The following is a 20,992-nucleotide window of genomic DNA, read 5'->3' as shown; positions in this document are numbered from 1 at the left end:
TTCAGGGTCGATCGTGCCACGCGGGGGGGGCAACGCGTAACGGAAGCGCCGCCGGACGGGGTTGAGTGCAGAACTACGTCAAAGCCCTCGACACGCAGGGTTGTGCCTTTCTAAGCTGTCACATTCGCTCTGACGGGAAACGCTATGACCAAGACGCTCGCTTTGCTCCTGCTCGCCACCTCCACCCTCGCCCGCGCGCAGGCGCCCGAGCCGGTCTTCCCGAAAAGCGGCACCGATTTTCCCGACAAATATGTCGAGCCGACCGATAGCTACGATTATGTCCGGCGCGAGGTCGAGATCCCGATGCGCGACGGGGTCAAGCTCCACACCGTGATCGTCGAGCATAAGGGCACCAAGAACGCCCCCATCCTGCTCAACCGTACGCCCTACGACGCCGACGGCCATACCACGCGCAACAAGAGTGGGGTGATGCGCTCGATCCTGCCGCAAAGCTACGACGTGTTCGCCGACGCCGGCTACATCATCGTCTTTCAGGACGTGCGCGGCCTCCACGGTTCGGAAGGCGGCTATGTCATGACGCGCCCGCCGATCGGCCCGCTCAACCCGACCAAGGTCGACAATACCACCGACGCCTATGACGCGATCGACTGGCTCGTAAAGAATTTGCCGGAGAGCAACGGCCGCGTCGGCATGATCGGCTCCTCCTATGAAGGCCACACCGTCGTGATGGCGCTGCTCGATCCGCATCCCGCGCTCAAGGTCGCCGCGCCGGAAAGCCCGATGGTCGACGGCTGGATGGGCGACGATTGGTTCCACTATGGCGCCTACCGCCAGGGCAGCTTCCCGTACATCGTCGGTCAGGAGAGCCCTAAGAAGCAGAAAGCCAGCCTGATCACGTCGAACGCCGACGAATATGACGCCTATCTGAAGGCGGGCTCCGCCGGCGACTTCGCCAAGGCGCACGGCATCGACCAGTTCGGAATGTGGCGCCGGATGGCCGAGCATCCCGCTTATGACAGCTATTGGCAGGGTCAGGCGCTCGACAAGGCCGTCGTCGCCCGCCCCTCGACCGTGCCGACCATGTGGCTGCAGGGCCTGTGGGATCAGGAGGATATGTGGGGCGCGATCCATAGCTGGGAAGCGCTCAAGGCCGCCGGCCACCTCGACAATAATTATCTGGTGATGGGCCCGTGGATGCACAGCCAGGTCAATCGCGCCGGCTACATGCTCGGGCCGCTAAAATGGGCCGGCGACACCACCACCGATTTCCGCCGCAACGTCATCCTGCCCTTCTTCAACCAATATCTGAAGGATGGCGCGCCCAGGTTCGATATGCCGCGCGTGCAGATCTACAATACCGGCGAAAATCATTGGGACCGCTTCGCCAATTGGCCGCTCGCTTGTCAGCAGGGCTGCGCCAAGCCGCTCACGCCGATCTACCTCACCGGCAATTTCAGCCTGAGCTTCGACAAGCCGTCGGCGGGCAAGGCGGGCGATTCCTATGTGTCCGATCCGGCCCACCCGGTACCGTACGTCCAGCGCCCGACCAGCTTCAGCAATCGCGACCAATGGGGCCCGTGGCTGGTCAGCGACCAGCGCCATGCCAATGCCCGGCCGGACGTGCTGAGCTATACCACGGACGTGCTCGACAAGCCGGTGCGGATCAGCGGCGCGGCCGTGGCGGATTTGTTCGCCTCCACCACGGGTACGGACGGCGATTTCGTGGTCAAGCTGATCGACGTCTATCCCGACGAGATGGCCGACCAGCCCGAGCTCGGCGGCTATCAGCTGGCGGTGGCGATGGACATCTTCCGCGGCCGCTATCGCGAAAGCTTCGAGCATCCGAGCGCGATCCCGGCCAACAAGACGGTCGAATATAAATTCGCGTTGCCGACCACCAACCATGTCTTCCAGCCGGGCCACCGCATCATGGTGCAGGTGCAGTCGAGCCAATTCCCGCTCTACGACCGCAACCCGCAGAAATACGTTCCGAACATCTTCTTCGCCAAGCCCGGCGATTACCAGAAGGCGACGGTCACCTTGTCGCGCTCGGCGAGTCAGCCAAGCGCGGTGTGGCTGCCGCTGGTAGATGTGGCGCAGGGCGGCTGAGAGCCGGCAGCGAGTCGAGCGTTCATGGTCCCCTGACTCCTTCGCCCCGGCCCTGAGCCGGGGCCCCGCTTCGTCTTTCTCAGTCATGCTGAACGCGTTTCAGCATCCATGACGAGGGTGGTGCCGGGCCAAATTGCCTCGGGAACGTCTGCCAACCGTTACCGGTCGGCCCTCAGACGTCGCGTAAAGCGCGCGCGGCGAGAAGGCCGCCGCCCAGCAGACCCGACATCATGCACAGAAGGTGTAGCGCTTCGACGGAGATGAGATGCAGGAGCAGGTTCCCGTCGGCGATCGGCCAGAGCGGGCGCATATCTGCGTGCATCACGGCATCGAGCGCAATGTGGGAATAGGTGCCGACCAACGCGCTGAACAGCGCAACGCGCCAGCCGATCGGGGGAACGACCAAACCCGCGATGCGGATCGCCGCGTTGCCGGACGCTGGACCAACCGCCGCTGCCACAAGCGCCACCACCAACGCCCCGGATATGGTGTGGCTGATGCCGTGAACAACCGCGTCGCCACGGATCATTCGCACCAGGGGCTCGGCGTCCATCAGGATCTGGGAGCCGGCGAAGATAGTGAAGCTGAACCGGTCGCCGCCAAGGGCCTTGAAAAGCGCGCCAGGGCCTAGGTGGAAGGGCGTGAATGGCACCGGTCGTTCCCGCGTGTCTCTGGGTGAGCAGACGTTACGCTATCAGTGAGTTCGGCGGCCTTCCACTATCCCTGCCGGTAGGCAGACCCTCGTTACGAGCATTCCTGCTCGTTCGGTGGCGCGCTCGCTGGGTACCGCTTCCTGCCTCGATCGGGACGAAGCGCTCAGTCAAGGCCGCGCGAAATTCCGCATGAGCCAGTCCAGCACCGTCGTCGCCAGCGCCACGCGCTGGTCGTTGAAACTATGATCGGTCGTCATGTGGACGATCATTGCCTTGGGCCCGCCCGCGGCCGACGCCGCTTGTGCAGCCGCCTCCCCGACCGGCGCCAGCCCGTCGTCGGACGTAAGCACCAGTACCGGCCGACCCTTCATTTGGCCGGCCCGCTTGGCCCAATCCCATTGCGCCCCATGTGTACGAACGTCGGCGGTAACACTGTCCAGTGTTGCATTGATGGAAACCGCGCTCTGCGCAAAGCCGGCGCGCGCCTTTTGCGTGACGGGCGCCGAAAACAATTTGGTCACGTCCGCCGGCGAGATCAGCACATAGCCGGCGAGTTGCGCATCGTCGCCCAGCATCGCTGCGTCGAAGCCGCCCATGCTGTGACCCACCACCACGATCCGCTTGGTATCGACGCCGAACTCGGCCGCCGCCGGCGAGCGTAGCCAGGCGATCGCGGCATGCGCATCCTCGATCGTGTTGCCAAAACTGAATGGGCCGGGCGAACCCCACATGCCACGATAATGGATTGCCAGCACATTCCAGCCGGAGCGCTGCAGGACCCGTGCGAGATCGAGGTTCAGCTCCGTTCCGGGAAAGCCATGCAGCAGCAGCACGGTCGGGTGCGGCCCGGCGCCCGCGGCAATGAACAGGCGCGCCGGCACTTGAACGCCGCCGGTCGGGTAACGGACCTGCTCGAGCCGCGCCGGATGCGCGGCGTCGCGCGGCATATCCGCGACGATCGGATTGGCCGCACTCTGCGCCATGACCGGGGCGGCCATGGCGAACGATGCGCCGATCACGAAAAGGCGACCTAACATAGCAATCCCCTGCCGCAGGATGCCGGGTCGGCACCGTCCTGTCGATCATTCCCGATCTGTGGGATCAATGCCAGCGGTGGATGATCGTCGAGCTGCCGCCGGGTCGACGAGCTGCGGCCGCGAACCAGCCGGCCATGCATGCACATCCAGTGCGATGGCCTTGAGCGCCCCCTCCGTGCCCGCACAGCTGTCATTGCCCAGCAGCACATAGGCCTCGCGCGCATCCGGATAGAGCACCAGCTGGCTGGTCATGCCGAACGTGCCGCCGCCATGCCACAAGAGCCGTGCGCCCCGGTCCACGCCGACATTCCAAATCAGCGCCGCTCCGTCACTGGCGCTGCCCGCCAACCGCCGGTGGGCACGGCGGATGACGGGATCCTGTTCGCTGAGCTGCCAGCGTGCATAGCGCGCCATGTCGCCCGCGGTCGAGTATAGCCCGTAGGCCGCGCCCGCATTGGCGAGATGATAAGGCTGCTCCAAACCGTCGCGCCCATATCCTTTCGCCAGCCGCGCCCGCTTGGTTGTGGGAACGTCGAAGCCTGTGTCTTTCATCTGCAATGGCTGCAGGATGAAGCGCGTCATCAAGGTTGCGAACGGCAGGCGGTAGGCCGTTTCCAGTCCGAAGCCGATCACCTTCATCGCAATGTTGGAATAAACGAACCTGGCGCCGGGCGAGCTACGCAGCGCTATGCTGTGCAGATCGGCCAGATAGCGTTTCCGGTCATAGCCTTTCTCGGCCGCGATCAGATCCCGCGTGATCGTGTCGAAATCGTGCCGGGCGAAGATCGGATCCGTGTCGGGGATGTCGCGCGGCAGCCCCGAGCGATGCGTTGCCAGCGTCCGCAAGGTAATCGGCCGGCCGTGCCACGACAGGTTGGGATAGGCGCCGGGCAGATACGCGCGGAAATCGCCATCGAGCGTGACCTTGCCGTCGGCGATAGCCTTGGCCGCCAGCGCGCCGGTGAAGCTCTTGGTGACTGATGCGATTTCGTAGATCGTATCCGGCCGCGGCAGGCTGGCACCCCCGCGCGACCTCTCGCCGTAATTGTAGAATTGCGCACGGCCGCCCTGCACGACCGCCAGCGACAGCCCCACATGGCACGGGCCGCCGAAAGATTTGGCAAGGGATGCCTCCACCGCCTGGTCCAGCGCCGAACTATGGGGATTGTCGCTTGGAAGCGCCGCCGGGGCCGCACTCGCAAATAGCAGCCCGATCGCCAAGGTCACATGTCGCATGCGTCTTTGTGCCACCATCATCGCGACGCGCCAACGCCACAGCTGGATCGGCAAGGTTTCCATGATTGAACGGCCGGTTTAGCCTGCTGGGAAAGGAGGCACGGATGCGCGTGATCGCACTGGGAATGGCATGGGCTCTGGCAGCGGCGGCACCGGCCATGGCGGAGTTTCCCGCTGACTCTATGACCTTCGCCACGTCCGCCGACGTCCTGGCGCTGATCGCCAAGGCCAAGGCGGCCATGAAACCGGGCCAGGCAAACCTGGTCCAGCCGTTGCTGCGCCTCGCGCCCTACCGCGCCTTGCTGGAGTATCGCGTCGCCGCGACCCCGGCCAACGCCCATATCCACGATGCCGAGCTGGTCTATATCGTTCAGGGCAGCGGCACGGTGATATTGGGCGGCACGCTGGTGGGTGCCAACACGATCGGCAACAATATCGTCGGCACCGGGATCGCGGGCGGCACCGTCCGTCGTCTGATTGCGGGTGACGTCTTCCTCTTGCTGGCCAACACGCCGCATTGGTTCAATCAGATCGATGGCGTGATGGTGACGCTGGCGATGCACCTGCCGCCGTCGTCGGAGGTGCCGCGCTTGTGAGGGGGCGCGGCGGGAGATAACGTCGCTTTCAAATTTCGGGGAGGATGAGATGCGGCTGTTTGTGCTTGGGGTTGCCGGCCTCGCCAGCGTCGCTCAAGCGCAGACGCCGCCCGATCCAACCGCCTTCGCCCGTTCCGCCGAAGTGCGGACGATGATCGCCAGCATGGCGCATGACATCAAACCTGACCAGGAGATGCTCTACCGTCCGCTCCTCGCTTTGCCGCCTTACACGGTCGCGGTCGAATATTGGGTGCGGCCCAAGCAGGCCGCCGCGCACCTCACCGAAGCCGAGTTCGTGATCGTGCTCGCGGGCTCGGGCACGCTGGTTTCGGGCGGCGCGCTCGCCGACGCCAAGCATTGGTATGGCGACACCAATGGCGGTCGGATCGTCGGCGGCACTAGCCGCCCGCTCAAGCCGGGGGACACCTTCTTTGTCCCCGAAGGAACGCCGCACTGGTTCGGCATCGATGGCGGCAAGCTCGTCATGTTGACCATGCACGTCCCCCGCCCATTACCCGCGGCCGCCCGCTAATGCCCCTTCGTCGATCTTCTAGCGCCGGCGCAGATCGAAAGGGACTGACATGCTCTTGACGATCATCGGCGCGCTGCTCGCCGCGGCACCCGCCACCGGCGCCAATCCTATCGCGCCTGCTCTAGCCGGTCAGGTGGAATGCCAGAGGCCGAACGAACAAGCGAAGACCTGCCGGTCGATGGCGACCTATCGGCCGCTCGGCGGCGCACGATACAGCAATAGCGCGCTCATCCTGCTGTCGCCCCAAGGGCCGGTGACATTACGGGTCACGAGCGATGTGGAAGTGAAGCATGGCGCCGTGTGCGGGCTGCTACGCCGCGAGGACCTCGACAAGGGCACTCTGATGGTTGGCGATCATGTGCTCGGTGCCAAGGAAGCCGCCCCCGGCCTGGGCCAGGTCGCGCAGGCGATGGCATCGTTGCTCGGCAAGGAGATATGCACGACCTACGAATCCACGGCTTCGGGACTGGTCGGCCGGCTTGCGGTCGATGGCGTCGCCCGCCCGGAATTCGATGTGCCGGTTAAACTGGTAGGCCCGGGGGATGGATATAAAGTCGCGCCCTGATCGGGCTGCACGACTACCGGCGTAAGATCCGTCGGCCCCTCTTCTCAATGGTGTCCCTTCTTGCCCGGATCTGGACAGAAGGCGGCGTCGTCCACCGATCGTCCGGTTCCGAACGGAAACCGGACGATCGGGGGCCGCCCGCGGGCCCCCGGCCGCGGGCGTGGCGCGGTCACTTTTGCGCCAGCGTCGTGTCCTGCGCCTTCTTGGCGTCGGCGAAGAAAGCGCCCTCTTGGGCCCACTCGGCCTTGGTACGGCAATCACGCACCGGGATGCGCTGGCCGGTGATCTGCTGGGAAACGCAATATTTGTCGCGCTTTGCGTCGTAAGTTGCCTTGAGCTTGGCCGTCTCGCCACCGGCGGCGGCGAAAGCGGGAACGGCGACAGCGCTAAGCATTGCAGCGGCGATGATAGCGGAAATTTTCATGATGAGGTTCCTCCCTCTTAAGCAGTGGCCGGCGCCTTGCCGGTCACGTCGAAGGGAGTTGCAGGAGCCGTGCCAAGTCGTGCTCCTCCCTGAACATGATCGAATTTGCGCAGACTGCCGCTATTTTTCCCAAGATATGGCGGGGCGCGCTCATCAATGGAAAACTACGCGGAAAATGGCGAAGCCGCTTTGATTTGACGGCACCGGCGGGAGATGCTCACTCGGGCTATTCGCTGGAAGGATTCCGATGAAGTTCGCCTCAGCCTTGTTGCTCGCCGCCGCCGCTCCGCTCTCGGCCCAGGTGGCGGAGCCTGCCGGCTTCGCTACCCCCGCCGACGTTCAGGCGCTCGTCGAACGTATCGGTGCCGCGATGAAGCCCGGCCAGCTGTTCGCCATGGCGCCGCTGGTGCGCGCAGGCGTGTCGGTCGCCTCGGTCGAATATTGGAAGGGCCCCGGACGCCCGGCGGTCCACCCCACCGACGCCGAATATGCGGTCGTCGTCGCCGGCGCCGGAACGCTCGTCTCGGGCGGGACGATGACCGATCCGGAAGTCACCAATCCCGGCTTGACCCAGGGCGGTAAAATCGAGGGCGGCATTTCGCGTCCGCTGGCGCCCGGCGATGTCATCATGATCCCCGCCGGCATGCCGCACTGGTTCGGCGTCAGCGGCGGCAAGCTTGCTCTGCTTGGCATCAAGCTGCCTCAGCCCGCACGGCCCTGAACCCGCGCAAGCGGGACAGAAGCAGGCCCAGCACGGCGCCAAGCAGCAACGCCGCGCCATGAATATCGCGGTTCCATGCCAGCACGATGCCGGCGCATAAGCCGATCGCCTGGGCCGCGCGCAGGAGCAACGGCCGCTCGGGCACCCCCGACTTTACTAGCAAGCCGCCGGCCAGTCCGAAGCAGGCGATCGAATTGCCGGCGCCGACTGGCTGCCACCGCAGCGCAAGCGTTTCGATTGCCAGCCCCGGGCCGAAATAGAGGACCAGCCAGCCGCGCCGTGTCCACAGCATCTCCGCGAGCGAGCCCACGATTAGCAGGATCGTCAGGTTGAACGCGGCACCAACCAATCCGCCGTCCTGGAACCACAGCGCGGTGAACAACCGATAATATTCGCCCCGTGCGATCGCCGCCGCGTCACGCTCGAACTGCGGCACAAGCGCGGGTGCGGCGATTTGCGCGGCAAATGCCAAGGCGAGCAAAAGAGTTACACTCACCGTGAGCCAGGGTCGTGCGGACGCTACAGCTGGCAGTTGCAGCCGGCCTGCGAGCGCGGCAGCGGTTACGGCGGTCAGCCAGAAGATCGCCTGAAAAGCGATCAGGCCGCCTCGCCCTCGAACTGGAGCTGCGCCAGCCGCGCATAGAGCCCTGCCTTGGCCACCAGCTCGTCGTGGCGACCCTGCTCGACGATACGGCCGCCATCCATCACGATGATGCGGTCGGCCGCGCGGACGGTGGCAAGGCGGTGGGCGATGACCAAAGTCGTGCGCTTCTTCATCAGCCGCTCGAGCGCATTCTGCACCAGCCGCTCGCTCTCCGCGTCCAGCGCCGAGGTCGCTTCGTCGAGCAGCAGCAAGGGCGCATCGCGGAGCAAGGCGCGTGCGATCGCGATCCGCTGGCGCTGCCCGCCCGACAAGCGCGCCCCTCCCTCGCCCAGGAACGTGTCGAGGCCCTCGGGCAATTCCTGCAGGAACTTGGCGGCATTGGCATTCTCGGCCGCCGCCCACAAAGCCGCGTCGTCCGCCTCCCATCGCCCGTAGCGCAGATTGTCGCGCGCCGAGGCGGCGAAGATCACGGTCTCCTGCGGCACCACCGCGATCCGCGCGCGCACCGCCGCCGGATCGGCTTGGGTCAGCGCGATCCCGTCCATCCGCACCGTGCCGACCTGCGGGTCGTAGAAACGCTGGGCAAGCTGGAAGAGCGTCGTCTTGCCCGCGCCCGAGGGGCCGACGATAGCCACCCGTTCGCCCGGTGACACGGTCAGGCTGAAATCGTGCAGCGCCGCCACTTCGGGCCGCGTGGGGTAGCGGAACTCGACATGGTCGAACGCGATCGTACCGCGCGGCGGCACGGGCAGCGCCTGCGGCTTGGCGGGCGGCGCGATCTCCGGCTTCTCGGCCAGCAATTCGCCCAGCCGTCCGGCTGCGCCCGCGCCGCGCAGCAGATCGCCATACACCTCCGTCAACGCGCCGAACGCCCCCGCGACGAAGCCGCCGGTCAGCACGAATGCCGCGATCGATCCGCCGCTCATCCGTCCTGCGGCGACGTCGGTCGCGCCCTGCCACAGCACCATCGTGATCGAACCAAAGATCAGCCCGATCACGACCGCGGTCATGATCGCGCGCACCGTGAAGCGGCGGCGGCCGACCGCGAACGCATGCTCGACCGCGACGCCGAAGCGCTCCGCCTCACGGCTTTCCTGGCCGAACGCCTGCACGATCTTCATCGCGCCGAGCGTTTCCGCCACCATCGATCCAACCTCGGCGATGCTGTCCTGCGACGAGCGGCTGAAGCCGCGCACGCGGCGCCCAAGCACGATCACCGGCCCCATGATCAACGGGATACCGAGCAACAGCATCCCCGCCAGCTTGGGCGACAGGGTGAACAGATAGACGATGCCGCCGATGCCGGTGAAGCTGTTGCGCAAAGCGATCGAGACGGTCGAGCCGACGATCTGTTCGATGATCGCCGTGTCCGACGTCAGCCGCGACGCAATCTCGGACGGGCGGTTCTCCTCGAAGAAGCGCGGCGCGAGCGTCAGCAGATTGCCCTGCACCCGGCGGCGCAAATCGGCGACCACCCGCTCGCCCAGCCACGACACGAAATAGAAGCGGCAAGCGGTCGCTATCGCCAGCACCACCACGATCATCAGCAAATAGCGGAAGGAGTCGTTCACGCTCGCCGCCGATCCGCCGCCGGCGATGAAGCCCCGATCGATCACGCGCTTGAAGCCATAAGGAATGGCCAGCGTCCCCGCCGATGCCACGACCAGCGCGGCAAGGGCGCTGGCGATCCGCCCCGGATAGCGCGCCGCCATCCCCCAGATCAGGCGCAGCTCGCCGATACGGCGGCGTTCCTTCGGGGAAGGCAATGGTGTCGGAGCTTTGGCCATATATACGCTGTAGCAAGCGATCGACGCTCAACCAATCGCACTTTCGGACGTTTGTTGCATTGCGGGGTCAATGCCTCCATCTAGTTGCTCCCAAGGGAGGCGTGTCGCTTGCTGTACGAAGCTTATGAAATGCAGCGGAGCCTGCTGGCGGGCGCCAGCGCCATGGCCGAAATGGGTTCCGAATGGATGGCCCACCCCGCAAATCCCTTCGCCCGCACCCAATTCGGTTCGATGATGGCGTCAGGGCTCGATGTCTTCGCCCACGCGTCCGCGCCACATGGCAAACCCGAATTCGGCCTGCCCTTCACGCTGATCGACGGCAAGGAAGTGCTGGTCGAGGAAGTGATCGAGGCACGCAAGCCGTTCGGCCAGCTTATTCATTTCACCCGCCCCGACGCGCCCACGGATCAGCCCAAGCTGCTGATCGTCGCACCGATGTCGGGCCATTATGCCACTCTGCTGCGCGGCACGGTCGAGCGGATGCTGCCGGGCCATGACGTGTGGATCACCGACTGGCGCGATGCGCGGCTGGTGCCGCTCGCCGACGGCGAATTCCACCTCGACGATTATATCGACTATCTCATCGGCTGGCTGGAGCATATCGGTCCCGGCGCGCATGTGCTGGCGGTATGCCAGCCGGCCGTTCCCGCCTTCGCCGCCGCCTGTATCATGTCGAGCGACAAGAACCCGGCGCGGCCGCGTTCGCTCACCATGATGGGCGGGCCGATCGACACGCGCGAAGCGCCGACCCAGGTCAACACCACCGCCACCCAGCGCCCCCACAGCTGGTTCGAACAGAACGTGATCGCGACCGTGCCCTTCTATTATCCCGGCAACGGGCGGAAGGTATATCCCGGCTTCCTGCAGCTCACCGGCTTCATGGCGATGAACTGGGGCAATCATCTCGTCAGCCACTGGCAGATGTTCCGCCATCTGGTCGACGGCGACCAGGAAAGCGCCGAGGGCACCAAGGCGTTCTACGACGAATATCGCTCGGTGTGCGACATGACCGCCGAATTCTATCTCGAGACGATCGATGTCGTGTTCCAGCGTCACCTTCTGCCCAAGGGGGAGATGATGTTCCGCGGCCGCAAGGTCGATCCCGGCGCGATCACCGATATCGCCATCCTCGCGATCGAGGGCGAGAAGGACGATATTTCAGGCGTCGGCCAGACCCGTGCCGCGCTCAAGATCACGCCCAACCTGCCGGACAAGCTGAAACATTATCTGCTCGCAAAGTCGGTCGGCCATTACGGCATCTTCAACGGCCGCCGCTGGCGCAACGAGATCGCGCCGGTGCTGGAAGGCTTCATCGCCGACGCGGACAAGCGAGCCGCCCAGGCCTGATCCGCAACCAATGCTCCGTCGTCATGCCGAACATTCCGGCATGACGACGCAAGCGCATGCTTGGCGAGGCTAGAGCGTCACCTCAGCCACATTGTCCTTATAGCTGTCCTTGGGATCCTTCCCCAGCAGCCGCGTCAGCATCGCCCCGATCGAACTCCCGCCGAGCCACAATTCCGCTTTCTCGGTATCGAGCCGCAACAGGGTCAGCTTCGGATCGTTGCGGCCGCCCTCGAACCATGCCTCGACATGCGGGTTCCACAGCCGGTCGATCGTCGCTTCGTCCTGATCGACGTTCAGCGTTCCATGGATACTGGCGAACAAATCGTGGCCTTTGCCCGTATAGGTCGCGATCGCCCGGTGCGACGATCCCCCGAGCCCGGCGATCAGCCCATTGTCCTTGGTCGTGAAGAAATAGAGCGGTCCGCCGTTCCTTTCGAACTGCGCCGTCATCGGTTGCGTATGACCGTCGCGGGCGTCGATCAGGCCGAGCATCACGAACGGCGCGGCTTTCAAGTCTTTCCAGAAACGGGCTTCGATTTCGGCGTCGTCGGCCATGCTGTATCTCCTCAGGTTCGGAGACAGAATGGTGTCAGGCGCGCGCGGTTCCGTCGTCGGGATCGGCCGGACCGCCAGCGGCGCCCGGTGGAGGCGCATTGACCGGCGGGGTGATCGACTTGCCGTCAGGGCCGGCGAATTCGATCGCCGCCTGCTCGAATGCGTCGAGCAGCGCGATCGCAACTTCGTGCCGCGCCTGGAACACCTTGTCCCAATTCTCGCTCTGCACATCGAACTGCACCTGCACTTCGATCACCGGCAGCGCGAGATCCGAAATGCCGCAGCGGACGAGCTTGCACTTGTCCTGCGCCTCGACCACCGCCTTGATCATATCCTGCACGCGGCGAAGCACGTCCGCCGGCGTATGATAGGCGATATGCAGCGTGAGCTCGACGCGGCGGCGTTTGAGCCGCGCCATATTGTGCAATTCCTTGTTGAGCAGGTTGGTGTTGGAGATCACCACCTGCTCGCCCGTGACCGCGCGGATGCGCGTGGTCTTGAGCCCGATCGCTTCGACCGTGCCGCTGGTCTTGTCCCACTTGATCGAATCGCCGCGTTGGAACGGCCGGTCGAAGATGATCGACAAAGCGGAGAACAGATCGTCGAATATGCCCTTGGCGGCGAGACCGATGGCGATGCCGCCGATGCCGAGGCCCGCGATCAGCCCGGTGACGTTCACGCCAAGATTGTCGAGGATCAGCACGATCGCGATCGCGAACAGCGTGATCGTGACAAGCAGGCGGATGATGCCGATCGCCGAGCCGAGCGCGCCGGGCTCCTCTCCGCCCGCGCGATATTCGACCACGCCGAGGATCGCTTCCCGCACCCACAAGGCGCCCTGGAGGGCGGCAGCGACCGTGAACATCACCGTGATCGTCTGCGTGACGAGCGGCGGCGGGAAAGCATAACCCGAAACCAGTTTGGCAGCGAACAGGACGATGAACCAAAGCCGCGTCGCCGCGAACACCCGGCCGATCGTCTGCGGCCAGTGCGCGCCGCCCAGCTGACGGCGGCATAGCCTCTCACCCAGCAGCCGGACGCCGTAGAGAATGGCCGCGATCGCCACGCCCGCGCCAAGCGCGATCGCGATCTGGAGATAATGGCTCAGGATCCAGGCGATGCTCTCGTTCCAGAGCAATTGGATGGTGCTGCCCGAGACGCGCAGCGGCGCTGCGGTCGCGACGTTCGAAGAGACTGGCATATCAGGCCGCCTTTGCCTGCTTTTTGCCTTCCTTCGCAAGCTCGTCGAGGAAAGCGATGAGCGCGCGTTCATGGCTGTCCAGCCATTGCGTCGCCCGGGGCAATTTCAGCGTGCACAATTCGCTCGCGTCCCCGCCGCGGCACAGCTCGATCAGGGCGGGGTGGACATAGGATTTGCGGCTGATCGCCGGCGTATTGCCAAGCGCGGCCGCGACCGCTTCCAACATGGCCTTGAGGCCAGGCCTGCCGTCCTTGGCGGTACTCAGGATATGCTCGAAGGCGAGCAGGCTCGCGCCCCAGGTCCGGAAATGCTTCGCGGTGAAGTCGCCGCCCGTGGCATCGCGGATATAATCGTTGACCTCGGCCGATCCGACCGGCTGGGGCGCGCCGTCATCGTCGAGATATTCGAACAGATGCTGGCCCGGCAGATCCTGCGTACGGCGCACGATCGCTGCCAGCCGCCGATCCTCGATCGTCAGCCGCTGCTTCTTGCCCGACTTGCCGATATATTCCAGCCGCAGCTTGCCGCCCGTGACCTTCGCATGCCGGTTGCGCAGGGTGGTGGCGCCGAAGCTCTTATTCTCCTTGGCATAGGCCTCGTTACCGACGCGGATATGGCCGAGGTCGAGCAACCGCACCACTGCCGCGATGACCGTATCCCGCGCCAGCTTGCGGCCGGCGAGATCGGCGTCGACCTTGGCCCGCAATTTCGGCAGCGCCCGCCCGAAATCGGCGCAGCGTTCATATTTGTCGGCCTCCTGCGCCGCGCGGAAATCGACGTGATAACGATATTGCTTGCGCCCGCGCGCATCGATGCCGGTCGCCTGGATATGCCCGTTGGCGAAAGGGCAATACCACGCGTTGGTATAAGCCGGCGGCAGGGCGATCGCGTTGAGCCGATCGATCTCGTCGCGATTGGTGATGCGCTCGCCCGAGGAGGCGAAATAGGCCCAGCCATGGCCTGCGCGCTTACGAGTTATACCGGCTGTCTTGTCGTCGACATGACGCAATCTGGATGATGACATGAGGCGTGAACGTGATCCGCCTTGCGTCGTTCCGCCTACGGCTGCCGATGTCCCTTAATGGCCGATCCGTCGGCGGTCGCGCAGCCAGATCCACACCGCGCAGGCGATGCCAGTCGCGGCGCCGGCCAGCACGCCGACCGTCGGCTGTCCGCTGAGGGCGCCGGCGATCGCTCCGACAAGGATGGCGAGCGCGATGAAGGCGCCGCCGGCGGCGCTTTGGGGTTCAGTGGCCATGTGGCTTTCCTGCCAGTTCCCCGAACTTTCCGCCAGCTGCGCATGACGGGCGCAAAACAAATCGGGCAAAGGAAGCTGGCGGCACGGCCAGTCAGCCTTTAGGACGAATATATGGTTCCGGTTTTGCCGCGGCACGCTCTGCGTCTATCGGTCGCGGCCGCCCTCCTCCTCCCGCCGAAGGCCGTCCTGGGCCAGGATGCGGCCCCGAGCGTGACGGTGCCCGCTGCACCGGCGCCCCCGCCCGCACCTGTCGCGGACAGCGCGGCGGATCTCGCTCCGATGCCCGATCTGGGCGTCGACTGGCCGGATCCGGCCAAGATCGACGCCGCACCCACGGCCGGCCCGACCGAAGTCAAAGGCATCGCGGCGGACCGGTTGCAGCATTATCGGGTCGTACTCGAAGGCGCCGATGCGCTGGGATCGGACTTCCGAACGCGCTTCGACGAATTGTCCGCGCTCGTCACGAACCAGGGCAAGCCCGCCAATGCGGCGCAGATCAACCGCCGCGCGCGCGACGACGAGGAACTTGTTCGCCAACTGCTTGCCGCCGAGGGTCATTATGATGGCCGCGTTGTCGCGACCGTGAATTCGACGCCGGACAGCGGGCAGACGATCGTCCGGGTCACGGTGACCCCGAGCGATGCCTATCAGTTCAGTTCGGTGACGCTGCCGGGGATCGAGGGCGCAGGTGCCGAAGCGCCGGCGCTGGCCAAGCAATTTGCCATCAAGGAAGGCGACGCGGTCGATGCCGACGCGGTGCTGGCCGCCGTCACCGCTTTCAAGGTCGCGCTCGGCCGCGAAGGCTATCCGTTCGCCAAGGTCGGCGAGCCGCAGGTCGCGATCGATCACCAGCTCAACAAAGCCACGCTCACGCTTGCGGTCACACCCGGCGCCCGCGCCCGCTTCGGCCGGATAATACCCACAGGTCCCAAGCGCACTTTCTCGGCCGAGCATCTGGCGACGATCGCGCGCTTCCACCCCGGGCAGCAATATGATGCCGCCCGGATCGACGATTTCCGCCGCGCCCTGATCGCCACGGGACTCGTGTCGGCGGTGACGATCACGCCGACGCCGACATCCGATCGCAATGTGGTCGATATCGCGGTCCATATCGATCGCGCGCCGCCGCATACGATCGCGGGCGAACTCGGCTACGGCACCGGCGAAGGCGTGCGCGCGGAGGCGTCGTGGCAGCATCGCAACCTGATCAAGCCCGAGGGCGCGGTCACCTTCCGCGGCGTCGCCGGCACGCGCGAGCAATCGCTCGGCGCGGTGCTGCGCCAAAGCAACTTCCACGCCCGCGACCGCATCCTCAATGCGCAGATCGTCGCATCGCACAGCAATTTCGATGCGTATGATGCCAAGACCTTCACGATCGGCGCGAGCATCGAACGCCAGACCAATATCATCTGGCAGAAGACCTGGACCTGGTCGCTCGGGTCCGAATTCGTGGCCACGGACGAGAAAGACACGGTCGTCGCGACCGGCGCTCCTCGCCGCCGCACGTTCCTGGTCGCAGCCGCGCCGACCAGCCTGGGTTATGACGGCTCCGACGATCTGCTCAACCCGACGCGTGGCTTCCGCCTGTCGGGCCGGCTTTCGCCCGAACTTTCGCTGCAGGCGGGCACGCATGCTTATGTGAAGATGCAGATCGACGCGAGCGGCTATCAGCCGTTCGGCGAGCGGGTCGTCGTCGCCGGGCGCGTGCGGTTCGGGTCGATCGATGGCGTGTCGCGCGACAGTATCGCGCCGTCGCGGCGCTTCTATTCCGGCGGTGGCGGATCGGTGCGCGGCTATGGCTATCAGAAGATCGGGCCGGTCGACGTCGATGGCGATCCCGTCGGCGGGCGTTCGCTCAGCGAATTCTCGCTCGAGGCGCGCGTGCGCTTCGGCGCCTTCGGCGTCGTCCCATTCCTCGACGCGGGCAATCTGTATGAGGGGGGCCTGCCGAAGATATCGGGCCTGCGCTACGGCACGGGTCTGGGCGTGCGCTATTATTCCAGCTTCGGTCCGATCCGCGTCGATGTCGGCACGCCGCTCAATCGCCGCTCGGGTGAATCGCGCGTTGCGGTCTACGTCTCGCTCGGTCAGGCCTTCTGATGGCCGACGACGTCACCACCGACGTTGCGGTCGAAACCGAACCGCGCGTGCCGCGCCGCCGTTGGCGCGTCCTGCGCGCGCTCGGAATCGGCTTCCTCGCCCTGGTGGCGCTTTTCCTCATCGCCTTGTGGAGCATCGACACCCAACCGGGCCACCGCCTGATCGCGGATCGCATCGCCGCGATGCGCCCGACGAGCGGGCTGCGCATCAAGATCGGTCGGATCGAAGGCTCGATCTGGCGCCGCGCCACCCTGCGCGACGTGCGGCTTTACGATCTGAAGGGGCAATTCTTCGAGGCTCCGGAGATCCGGCTGGACTGGCACCCCCTGGATTGGGCGCATAACCTGCTCAATATCGAGCAGCTATCGGCGCCATTGGTCATTCTCGACCGCCTGCCCGCGCTCAGGAGTAAACCCGGCAGCCCGATCCTGCCCGGCTTCGACATCCACATCGGCGCGTTGCAGGTCGATCGGCTCAAGCTTGGCCGCGCCGTCGCCGGCCACGCCGAGATCGTGCGCCTGGCAGGCAAGGCCGATATCCACGGCCGCCGTGCCATGATCGGCCTGCGCGCAACGAGCACCGGGCGCGACCGCCTGCTGCTCGATCTCGATGCCGAGCCCGATGGCGACAAGTTCCGGCTGAAAGCGGAACTGGATGGACCCGCCGGCGGGGTGGTCGCTGGGCTTGCCGGCTTGCGTGAAGGGACCACGCTGCGTGTCGGCGGCCATGGCACATGGCACGCCTGGGACGGGGCGATGCGCGGCACGCTTGGCGGTAAGGATGTCGCAGACCTGGGCCTGGGGGTCCGCAATGGGCGCTATAGCCTTGCGGGCACGGTCGCGCCCTCCTTCTTCCTGGCCGGGAAACTCCAGCGGCTGACTGCGCCGAGGATCAAGGTCGCGGGCGCCGCGACGCTCGCCGACCGCAAACTCGACGGCCGCATCAACCTCGCCTCGCCCGCCTTGCAATTCGCCGCGGCCGGCGGGATCGACCTCGGCGGCTCCGCTTTCTCGAACCTCTCGATCGACGCCAGATTGCTCAGGCCGCCAGCGCTGTTCCCGAACATGACCGGGCGCGACGTCCATCTCCATGCGCTACTCGACGGGCCCTTCCGTACGACGGCTTTCCGCTATTCGCTGTCGAGCCCGCACATCGCATTCGATACGACCGGCTTCGACAATATCCGCGCAGTCGGTGAGGGCCGCTGGTCGCACGCGCCGGTATCGGTTCCGATCAGGCTGCAGGCGACGCAGGTCACCGGGCTCGGCACGGTCGCGGGCGGCATATTGCGCAACCTGTCCGTCGCGGGCGTGCTCAAGGTCGATCCCAAGACCGTGGTCGGCAACGATCTTTCCCTCAATTCCGACAAGCTCAAGGGCAAGCTCCAGCTGCGGCTCGACCTTGTCTCCGGTCGCTATGACATCGCCGTCGCCGGCGGGCTCGCGCGCTATCTGATCCCCGGCCTCGGCATCGTCGATGTGCAGACGAAGGTCAGCGTATTGCCCGGACCCAATGGCGTCGGCACGATCGTGTCCGGCACCGGCCAGGCGATCGTGCGGCGCTTCGACAACGCCTTCCTCGCAAGCCTTGCCGGGGGCAATCCGCGCATCGACACGCGGCTCGTGCGGACGCCGGATGGCGTGATGCATTTCTCGAACACGCTGCTGACCGGTCCCGCCATCCGCATCCTTGGCGCCGGCATCCGGCGTCGTGACGGCACGTTCCAGTTTGCCGGAGCAGGCACGCAGACCAGTTACGGGCCCTTCAGGATCCAGCTCGACGGGGCGATCGATCATCCCAAGGTACAATTGCAGCTCGACCGCCCGGTCGAGGCGCTCGGCCTCACCCAGGTTGCTCTCAATCTCGATCCGGTGCCGGAAGGCTTCCAGTTCCGCGCGGCGGGCGGATCGCTGGCCGGTCCGTTCCAGGCACATGGTCTGATCCGCACCGGGCCCAATCAACCGACGATGATCGAGATCGCCGATCTCGCAGTCTCCGGCACCCACGCCAAGGGCGTTCTGACCTCGGGAACCGGGGGCTTCACCGGCCGGCTCGATCTGGCCGGAGGCGGGATTGGCGGCTCGATCAGCTTTGCGCCGCAAGGTGCACTGCAGCGGATCGAACCGCATCTTACATTTGCCGGCGCGTCGATCGCGGCAGCCCAGCCGATCAGGGTGCGGCGCGGCCGCGCCGACGGGGCCGTCCTGCTCGATCCCGCCGGTACCGTCATCGATGGCAGCCTGCGCGCGATCGGGCTTGCGCGCAGCGGCGTTTCGCTGGCCCGTATCGGTGCCGAGGCACATCTCAAGGCAGGACAAGGCACGGTTGCGATTACCGCGGCGGGGACACGCCGCCGCGCCTTCGATATCGCCGCCACCGCGACGCTGACGCCAGGCCACATGTCGGTGACGGGCAAGGGCAATGTCGAAGGCAAGCCGCTGACCCTGGCCGGGCCGGTCGAACTGACCATGACCGACGATGCCTGGACGCTGGCCCCCGCCCGTATCGCTTATGCGGGTGGCGAGGCGACGCTCTCCGGCCGTTTTGGCCGCAATTCGGCCAGTATCGATGCCGGCCTGGAACATATGCCGCTGGCCTTGCTCGACATCTTCAACCCCAATCTCGGTCTGGGCGGCTATGCCAGCGGCAAGTTCAGCTTCCGTCACGACGCCGGCGGCGCCCCGACCGGCCGCATCGACGTCGCGGTGCGCGGTATCACGCGCTCGGGACTGGTACTGAGTTCGCAGCCGGTCGATCTCGGCCTGGCGGCGGTGTTGACTGAGCGGGGCCTGGCGGGCCGCGCGGTCGTCGTCAGCAACGGCAAGACGCTCGGGCGGGGACAAGCGCGCATCGCGCCGCTGCCGCCGGGCAACGACATCCTGGCACGCCTGCTCCACGCACCTTTGTTCGCGCAAATCCGCTATGCCGGTCCCGCCGACACATTGTGGCGGCTGATCGGAGTCGAGACGATCGACCTGTCGGGCCCGCTCTCGGTTGCGGCCGACATCGGCGGCACGCCCGCCGACCCCAAGATCAGCGGGCGGTTGGCCAGCGACGGCGCGCGGATCGAAAGCGCGGTCACCGGCACGGTGATCGATGGCATCAAGGCATCGGGCAGCTTCGACGGCTCGCGCCTCAACATCGATCAGATGACGGGACGGGCGGGCAGCGGCGGCACCGTCAGGGGCCGCGGCAGCTTCGATTTCGGCGCCGGCAAGGGCCTTGGCATAGATCTCGCGATCCAGGCGCAGAATGCCGTGCTGCTCAATCGCGACGATATCGGTGCGACCGTCACCGGCCCGCTCACCCTGAAATCGAACGGCGTCAGCGGCACGATCGCGGGCGATCTGCAGATCGAAAAGGGCCGCTTCAAGATGGGCAGCGCTGCCGCCGCGCAGGTTCCGCGTCTCAAGGTGGTGGAGCTCAATCGTCCCGACGACGATGACGATGACGATTATGCTCCGGTGCCGTGGACGCTCGACCTGAAGGCGCACGCCCCCAGCCGCCTCATGGTGACCGGCATGGGATTGGACAGCGAATGGCGCGCGGATCTGACCATCAAGGGTGCGGTCGACAATCCGGCAATCGGCGGCCGCGCCGATCTCGTGCGCGGCGGTTATCAATTCGCCGGCCGCCGCTTCAATCTCGACCGCGGTTCGATCCGCTTCACCGGCGAGGCGCCCGCCGATCCGGTGCTCGACATCACCGCGCTGGCCGACATTCAGGGGCTGAACGCGACCATCCACGTCACCGGCACCGGGCTCCACCCGGATATCGCCTTCCAGAGCACGCCCGCTTTGCCCGAGGATGAGCTGCTGTCGCGGCTGCTGTTCGGCACTTCGATCACCAACCTGTCCGCACCCGAAGCGCTGCAATTGGCGGCGGCCGTGGCCGGCCTGCGCGGCGGAAGCGGCGGCGGGCTCAATCTCGATCCGATCAACGCGATCCGCAAGGCGGTCCACCTCGATCGGCTGCGCATCCTGCCGGCGGACGTCACCACCGGCCAGAAGAGCGCGATTGCCGCGGGCAAGAATGTCGGGCGGCGCACCTATGTGGAGCTGATCACCGACGGCGCCGGCTATTCAGCCACCAGCGTGGAATTCCGCATCACCCGCTGGCTGTCGGTGCTGTCGACCATCTCGACCATCGGCCGGCAGAGCGTCAATCTGCGCGTTTCGAAGGATTATTGATAGGTTCGCCGATCGCCTTCCGTTCCCAATATCCTGCTCAAGCGGGACACCGCTTCGCCTATGTTACCGAGGGCGACAAAGACGCGGCTTTCCGCCTCAGCGGTAATGACGGGGTA

The 20,992-nt window shown here is 65.8% G+C and carries 18 protein-coding genes; 8 read left to right on the top strand and 10 right to left on the bottom strand.

Translation table 11 applies throughout. The features are described from left to right. Positions 1-144: 144 nt before the first annotated feature. Positions 145-2,070: a CocE/NonD family hydrolase gene (locus tag DX905_RS12070; protein WP_116091561.1), complete on the top strand. Its 1,926-nt coding sequence runs from the start codon at positions 145-147 to the stop codon at positions 2,068-2,070. A gap of 172 nt (positions 2,071-2,242) precedes the next feature. On the opposite strand, the gene DX905_RS12065 is transcribed toward DX905_RS12070, so the two are convergent. From DX905_RS12065 to DX905_RS12055, 3 genes are all read right to left on the bottom strand, one after another. Further along, positions 2,243-2,722, bottom strand: a complete 480-nt coding sequence (locus DX905_RS12065) for a metal-dependent hydrolase (protein WP_116091560.1) — start codon at positions 2,720-2,722, stop codon at positions 2,243-2,245. Between the two features lie 168 nt (positions 2,723-2,890). Then, positions 2,891-3,760 carry an alpha/beta hydrolase family protein gene (locus tag DX905_RS12060; protein ID WP_116091559.1) on the bottom strand — a complete coding sequence of 290 codons (870 nt, stop codon included), beginning with the start codon at positions 3,758-3,760 and terminating at the stop codon, positions 2,891-2,893. Between the two features lie 45 nt (positions 3,761-3,805). Continuing rightward, positions 3,806-5,059: a serine hydrolase domain-containing protein gene (locus DX905_RS12055; RefSeq protein WP_116091558.1), complete on the bottom strand. Its 1,254-nt coding sequence runs from the start codon at positions 5,057-5,059 to the stop codon at positions 3,806-3,808. Between the two features lie 41 nt (positions 5,060-5,100). Here DX905_RS12055 and DX905_RS12050 point away from each other — a divergent pair, with 41 nt between their 5' ends. The 3 genes from DX905_RS12050 to DX905_RS12040 are packed head-to-tail and all read left to right on the top strand — an operon-like array spanning position 5,101 to position 6,689. Next, a complete protein-coding gene (locus tag DX905_RS12050) occupies positions 5,101-5,592 on the top strand; it encodes a cupin domain-containing protein (protein ID WP_162875588.1) in 492 nt (163 codons plus the stop codon). 49 nt (positions 5,593-5,641) lie between these two features. Next, complete coding sequence (locus DX905_RS12045; RefSeq protein ID WP_116091556.1) at positions 5,642-6,124, top strand: cupin domain-containing protein; 483 nt, start codon at positions 5,642-5,644, stop codon at positions 6,122-6,124. 49 nt (positions 6,125-6,173) lie between these two features. Further along, positions 6,174-6,689: a hypothetical protein gene (locus DX905_RS12040; RefSeq protein ID WP_116091555.1), complete on the top strand. Its 516-nt coding sequence runs from the start codon at positions 6,174-6,176 to the stop codon at positions 6,687-6,689. A 169-nt stretch (positions 6,690-6,858) separates the two neighbouring features. Here the strand turns inward: DX905_RS12040 and DX905_RS12035 are convergent, their stop codons facing one another. After that, entirely contained in the window at positions 6,859-7,113 is a 255-nt protein-coding gene (locus DX905_RS12035) for a hypothetical protein (RefSeq protein WP_116091554.1), read from the bottom strand. Positions 7,114-7,360: 247 nt separating this feature from the next. Between DX905_RS12035 and DX905_RS12030 the strand changes: the two genes are divergently transcribed. Continuing rightward, complete coding sequence (locus DX905_RS12030) at positions 7,361-7,834, top strand: cupin domain-containing protein (protein ID WP_116091553.1); 474 nt, start codon at positions 7,361-7,363, stop codon at positions 7,832-7,834. Here the strand turns inward: DX905_RS12030 and DX905_RS12025 are convergent. Both DX905_RS12025 and DX905_RS12020 read right to left on the bottom strand, forming a co-directional pair. Beyond that, positions 7,806-8,330, bottom strand: coding sequence for a rhomboid family intramembrane serine protease (locus DX905_RS12025; protein WP_162875587.1), 525 nt, complete (start codon positions 8,328-8,330; stop codon positions 7,806-7,808). The two genes, DX905_RS12030 and DX905_RS12025, sit on opposite strands and share 29 nt — an antisense overlap. A gap of 101 nt (positions 8,331-8,431) precedes the next feature. Continuing rightward, the gene (locus DX905_RS12020; protein WP_116091552.1) at positions 8,432-10,225 is read right to left on the bottom strand and encodes an ABC transporter transmembrane domain-containing protein; all 1,794 of its coding nucleotides are present in this window, start codon (positions 10,223-10,225) and stop codon (positions 8,432-8,434) included. Between the two features lie 108 nt (positions 10,226-10,333). Between DX905_RS12020 and DX905_RS12015 the strand changes: the two genes are divergently transcribed. Further along, on the top strand, positions 10,334-11,572 hold the full coding sequence (locus tag DX905_RS12015) for a polyhydroxyalkanoate depolymerase (RefSeq protein WP_116091551.1): 1,239 nt from the start codon (positions 10,334-10,336) through the stop codon (positions 11,570-11,572). Positions 11,573-11,641: 69 nt separating this feature from the next. Here the strand turns inward: DX905_RS12015 and DX905_RS12010 are convergent, their stop codons facing one another. The 4 genes from DX905_RS12010 to DX905_RS11995 are packed head-to-tail and all read right to left on the bottom strand — an operon-like array spanning position 11,642 to position 14,586. Further along, positions 11,642-12,127: a pyridoxamine 5'-phosphate oxidase family protein gene (locus DX905_RS12010; RefSeq protein WP_116091550.1), complete on the bottom strand. Its 486-nt coding sequence runs from the start codon at positions 12,125-12,127 to the stop codon at positions 11,642-11,644. A 34-nt stretch (positions 12,128-12,161) separates the two neighbouring features. Further along, the gene (locus DX905_RS12005; RefSeq protein ID WP_162875586.1) at positions 12,162-13,328 is read right to left on the bottom strand and encodes a mechanosensitive ion channel family protein; all 1,167 of its coding nucleotides are present in this window, start codon (positions 13,326-13,328) and stop codon (positions 12,162-12,164) included. 1 nt (position 13,329) lies between these two features. After that, positions 13,330-14,352: a DNA topoisomerase IB gene (locus DX905_RS12000; RefSeq protein ID WP_116091548.1), complete on the bottom strand. Its 1,023-nt coding sequence runs from the start codon at positions 14,350-14,352 to the stop codon at positions 13,330-13,332. A 54-nt stretch (positions 14,353-14,406) separates the two neighbouring features. Then, positions 14,407-14,586 carry a hypothetical protein gene (locus DX905_RS11995; RefSeq protein WP_116091547.1) on the bottom strand — a complete coding sequence of 60 codons (180 nt, stop codon included), beginning with the start codon at positions 14,584-14,586 and terminating at the stop codon, positions 14,407-14,409. A gap of 210 nt (positions 14,587-14,796) precedes the next feature. On the opposite strand from DX905_RS11995, the gene DX905_RS11990 reads away from it, so the two are divergent. Further along, positions 14,797-16,686 carry an autotransporter assembly complex protein TamA gene (locus DX905_RS11990; RefSeq protein WP_240320835.1) on the top strand — a complete coding sequence of 630 codons (1,890 nt, stop codon included), beginning with the start codon at positions 14,797-14,799 and terminating at the stop codon, positions 16,684-16,686. Then, positions 16,686-20,876: a translocation/assembly module TamB domain-containing protein gene (locus DX905_RS11985; RefSeq protein WP_116091545.1), complete on the top strand. Its 4,191-nt coding sequence runs from the start codon at positions 16,686-16,688 to the stop codon at positions 20,874-20,876. The genes DX905_RS11990 and DX905_RS11985 overlap by 1 nt, the downstream gene beginning before the upstream one ends. Positions 20,877-20,992: the final 116 nt, after the last annotated feature.

It is taken from the genome of Sphingomonas crusticola (genome assembly GCF_003391115.1).
GTDB classification, from domain to species: Bacteria; Pseudomonadota; Alphaproteobacteria; order Sphingomonadales; family Sphingomonadaceae; genus Sphingomonas_I; species Sphingomonas_I crusticola.
This window is presented reverse-complemented; position numbering and strand designations above follow the sequence as displayed.

Excerpts from the sequence above, each read along its gene's own strand:
- DX905_RS12030 (WP_116091553.1), top strand. The coding sequence starts at position 7,361 with ATGAAGTTCGCCTCAGCCTTGTTGCTCGCCGCCGCCGCTCCGCTCTCG.
- DX905_RS12000 (WP_116091548.1), bottom strand. The coding sequence starts at position 14,352 with ATGTCATCATCCAGATTGCGTCATGTCGACGACAAGACAGCCGGTATA.
- DX905_RS11985 (WP_116091545.1), top strand. The coding sequence starts at position 16,686 with ATGGCCGACGACGTCACCACCGACGTTGCGGTCGAAACCGAACCGCGC.
- DX905_RS12010 (WP_116091550.1), bottom strand. The coding sequence starts at position 12,127 with ATGGCCGACGACGCCGAAATCGAAGCCCGTTTCTGGAAAGACTTGAAA.
- DX905_RS12040 (WP_116091555.1), top strand. The coding sequence starts at position 6,174 with ATGCTCTTGACGATCATCGGCGCGCTGCTCGCCGCGGCACCCGCCACC.
- DX905_RS12045 (WP_116091556.1), top strand. The coding sequence starts at position 5,642 with ATGCGGCTGTTTGTGCTTGGGGTTGCCGGCCTCGCCAGCGTCGCTCAA.
- DX905_RS12020 (WP_116091552.1), bottom strand. The coding sequence starts at position 10,225 with ATGGCCAAAGCTCCGACACCATTGCCTTCCCCGAAGGAACGCCGCCGT.
- DX905_RS12055 (WP_116091558.1), bottom strand. The coding sequence starts at position 5,059 with ATGGAAACCTTGCCGATCCAGCTGTGGCGTTGGCGCGTCGCGATGATG.
- DX905_RS12070 (WP_116091561.1), top strand. The coding sequence starts at position 145 with ATGACCAAGACGCTCGCTTTGCTCCTGCTCGCCACCTCCACCCTCGCC.
- DX905_RS12005 (WP_162875586.1), bottom strand. The coding sequence starts at position 13,328 with ATGCCAGTCTCTTCGAACGTCGCGACCGCAGCGCCGCTGCGCGTCTCG.
- DX905_RS12060 (WP_116091559.1), bottom strand. The coding sequence starts at position 3,760 with ATGTTAGGTCGCCTTTTCGTGATCGGCGCATCGTTCGCCATGGCCGCC.
- DX905_RS11995 (WP_116091547.1), bottom strand. The coding sequence starts at position 14,586 with ATGGCCACTGAACCCCAAAGCGCCGCCGGCGGCGCCTTCATCGCGCTC.
- DX905_RS12035 (WP_116091554.1), bottom strand. The coding sequence starts at position 7,113 with ATGAAAATTTCCGCTATCATCGCCGCTGCAATGCTTAGCGCTGTCGCC.
- DX905_RS12050 (WP_162875588.1), top strand. The coding sequence starts at position 5,101 with ATGCGCGTGATCGCACTGGGAATGGCATGGGCTCTGGCAGCGGCGGCA.